The 3,364-nt window shown below is 75.0% G+C and carries 3 protein-coding genes and 1 pseudogene; 1 reads left to right on the top strand and 3 read right to left on the bottom strand.

The genetic code is table 11. The features are described 5' to 3' along the window. Positions 1 to 275: pseudogene (locus tag ABZE72_RS16375) on the bottom strand (leucyl/phenylalanyl-tRNA--protein transferase); the annotation flags it as partial. A gap of 33 nt (positions 276 to 308) precedes the next feature. On the opposite strand from ABZE72_RS16375, the gene ABZE72_RS16380 reads away from it, so the two are divergent. Then, positions 309 to 989, top strand: a complete 681-nt coding sequence (locus ABZE72_RS16380) for an EcsC family protein (RefSeq protein WP_372730102.1) — start codon at positions 309 to 311, stop codon at positions 987 to 989. On the opposite strand, the gene ABZE72_RS16385 is transcribed toward ABZE72_RS16380, so the two are convergent. Together ABZE72_RS16385 and ABZE72_RS16390 are read right to left on the bottom strand one after the other, a co-directional pair. Further along, positions 950 to 2,164, bottom strand: a complete 1,215-nt coding sequence (locus ABZE72_RS16385) for a hypothetical protein (RefSeq protein ID WP_372730103.1) — start codon at positions 2,162 to 2,164, stop codon at positions 950 to 952. The two genes, ABZE72_RS16380 and ABZE72_RS16385, sit on opposite strands and share 40 nt — an antisense overlap. Then, on the bottom strand, positions 2,161 to 3,279 hold the full coding sequence (locus tag ABZE72_RS16390; protein ID WP_372730104.1) for a hypothetical protein: 1,119 nt from the start codon (positions 3,277 to 3,279) through the stop codon (positions 2,161 to 2,163). Before ABZE72_RS16390 ends, ABZE72_RS16385 begins: the two co-directional genes overlap by 4 nt. Between the last annotated feature and the right edge of the window lie 85 nt (positions 3,280 to 3,364).

Below are 3,364 nucleotides of genomic sequence, written 5' to 3' on the forward strand. Positions count from 1 at the left end.
TCGGTGTCGAGGCGGATCTCGAAGTCCCGCAGCGAGCGCCGCAGGGAGCGGGAGACCACCAGGTGGTCGATCGGCAGGACTCCGCGCCGCACCGGGCTGAACCAGTACATCGGGTCGCCGGGCGTGCCCGACGGCATCGGGAAGAGCCCCCGGCGGTACGCCGCCAGCAGCGTGCCCGGCGCGAGGTCCGCCCCGATCGCCACCAGGTCGTCGGCCGCGTCGAAGTTCGACGGGTCTGCGAAGGACCAGGCGGAGGGCGGAGGTTCGACAGCCACGTCTCCACCGTAGTGGTCCGTAGGATCGGGGACATGACGTTGAAGAGCACGCTCGGCAAGCACCTGGCCCCCCGGGTCACCGACCTCGCCCCCGAACTCACCACGTCGTTCGTCCGGGAGGCCCTGGCGCGCGCGATCTCCGGGGTCGGCCCGCTGCCGCCCGCGGCCAGCGCCGCCGACAAGCAGCTCACCGAGCAGCGCGGCAACGTCGACCGGGCGATCCACGAGGTGATCGAGAACCACGTCCGGTACGCCGGCGCCCAGGGGTTCGTGACCAACCTCGGCGGGGTGGTGACGGCGGCGCTGACCATCCCCGCCAACATCACCGGGCTGGCCCTGATCGAGTGCCGGATGATCGCCGGGATCGCCCACCTGCGCGGCTACGACCTCGACGACCCGCGGGTGCGCAACGCGATCCTGACCTGCCTGCTCGGCGAGGACAGCGTGAACGCCCTGATCCGCAAGAAGAAGCTGCCGGCCCCGCCGATGGCGCTGGCCACCGCCCCGACCCACGACCCCGACCTGGACCGGATCATCTCCGCCGAGGTGACCAACGAGCTGATCAGCAAGGTCGCCGGCAAGCGGATCGCGATCACCGTCGGACGCCGGGTGCCGGTCGTCGGCGGGCTGGTCGGCGCCGGCGCCGACGGCTACGTGACCTGGCGGGTGGGCCGCTACGCCGAGCGCGAGCTCCTGCCGCGCGCCACGCGGTAGGCCTTCAGCATCCCGCGACCGGCCCGGCCGGACTGCAGCCGGCGTACCGTCTTCTCGCGCCAGCGGTACGTCGGGCGCAGGTAGGACCGCTCCAGCGCCCGCTGGGTGTCCAGCAGCTCGGCCGCCAGCCGGGCCTCGGTCGCCCGCAGCCGGGCGTTGTCGAGCAGCAGCGCCTTGATCGCGTCCACCGCGGCGCCGGCGACCTGCCGTTCGGAGGGGTTGTCCGGGTCGGCCCAGGTCTCCAGCGGCGCCGGGCCGATCAGGTCGTCGAGGTCGCCGATCACGTGGTAACCGCGGCGCTCGACCTCGGCGCGCCAGGTCGCGGCCACCTGCTGGGCCCACGGGTGCACGGTCGGCGGCAGGGCGAGCCGCGGCGAACCGGCCCGGCGCGAGAGCGTCTGGTGGGCGAGCAGCTCGCGGACCAGCGGCCGGTAGTCGGCCGGCTCCACGACCGTGTTGGCGGCCCGGTTGATCCGCCGGACCAGTGCCGTCTCCGGCACGCCCAGCGACGGGTTGGCCCGCTCGGCCTCCAGGTCCAGGTCGAGCCCGGTCAGCCCGAACGCCTCGCTGAACCGCTCCCAGAGCACCTGCGGCGGCCCGCCCGGCGGCGGCACGGTGACCAGGTGGATCCGCTCCGGCGGCAGGTCGTGGCCCCAGCGGTTGAGGATGTCCGGGATCTCCTGGACGCCCCAGAACCAGGTCGCGATCCGGCTCTCCCGCTGCGGGTCCTGGATCTGCTCGAGGAACTTCGCGTAGCTGATGATGCTGCGGTGCTTGACGTTCTCCTGCCACTCGGCCGGGATCTGGCGGACCAGGTCGCGCACCGAGAGCACCACGTGGATCTCGGTGCCGTCGTGGTGGCCGAGGCTCTCCAGCGCCCGGCCGACCTGCGAGCGGGACGCGGTGGCCAGGATCTCGTGGCTGATGATCGAGGTGCCCGAGGCGCGGCGTACCCGGGTGGCGAGCCGGTCCCAGGCGCCGACGGCCTCGGTCTCCAGGCCGCCCCAGGGCAGCCGCATCAGGTCCAGCGCCGCCAGGAAGTGGGCGTCGAACCGGTCGGCCGGGTAGTGGATCCCGGCCTGGACGAGGGTCCGGCGGTTGCGGAACAGCACGTCCTGGAAGTACGACGTACCGGTCTTGGGGGTGCCGACGTGCAGCAGGACCCGCTTGCTCATCGCGTGCTGCTCCTCACTGGCTCGTCGAGCAGGAGCCGGATGGCCAGGGCCAGGGTGCCCGAGTCGGTGGGGTGGGCAACCCCGTGTCCGGCGCCCCCGGGGGGCAGCAGCGTGTCGAGATCACCGTGCACAGGGTAGCCAGCGCGCGACAGCGCCGCTCGCATCCGTACGGCGCGACGCTCCAGCCACTCCGCGTGCTCGGCCGGCACCACCAGACCGGGCCCGGGGATCGCGGCCAGCCAGGGCCGCAGCGTCTGCTGCACCAGCGCCCGGCGGCGGTCGCGTCCGGCCAGCAGCCCGAGGACGACCGTGACCCGGCGGGCCAGGTCGACGGCGTCGGCCGAGACCGGGGTCGGCGCCGGCAGCGCGCGTCGTACGCCGACCAGGCGGGGTACGGCGCTCGGGTCGAGGACCACCCGCACCCGGCCCGGGTGGGTGGCCGACCAGGTGCGTGCCGCCTGGACGAGGTTGACCCGGGGCGGCATCCGGTCGCGACGCACGGCCGCGCCCACCCAGTCCCGCCACGGCGGGGCGCCCTCGTCGAAGCAGCGCGAGGTCCAGGCATCGACCATCAGCCGGCCGGTGTCGGTGCCGAGCACCAGCACGGTGGCGCCCCGGCCGCCGGGCGGGCGGCCGCGGCGGACCAGCTCGGCGCGCATCGGGTCGGCCAGCTCGGGGTCGCCGACCAGCCGGTAGCGGGTGCGCCACGGCCGGATCCGGGCCGTCGCGGACTCCTCGGGCACGCCGGCGGCCACCACGTCGTCGGCGATCAGGCTGGTGGCCACCCGGACCAGCTCGTCGTCGGGCAGGTCGGCCGGGTCGACCGGGGGCGGGCCGAAGGCGAGCGGCTCGACGGCGTCCACCAGCTCGAGGTCGGGGCGACCGCGCCCCGGGGCCGAGGCGTCGAGGACCCGGCGGGCCAGCTCCGGCGTCGGGGTGCCGGCGACATTGAGCCGGCGCAGCAGCTCAAGCTGCTGGGCGCCGGGCAGCACCCGGCCGCGCTGGTCGCCGAGCCCGGCCCACTGCTGCCACGGGGTCGTGCCGCCGTCGAGGAGGTGACTGACCCACCCCCACGCGCGGCGTACCCCCGGGGAGTCGGGTCCGGTGTCGTTCACCTGTCGCGGAACCGGCCGGCCTGCAACCGGACCCGGTTGACCAGCTGGCGGTCGGGGTCCGGGCGGCTGGCCGCCTCGCGGGTCA

The organism is Nocardioides sp. (genome assembly GCF_041600255.1).
In the GTDB taxonomy this organism is placed as follows: Bacteria; Actinomycetota; Actinomycetes; order Propionibacteriales; family Nocardioidaceae; genus Nocardioides.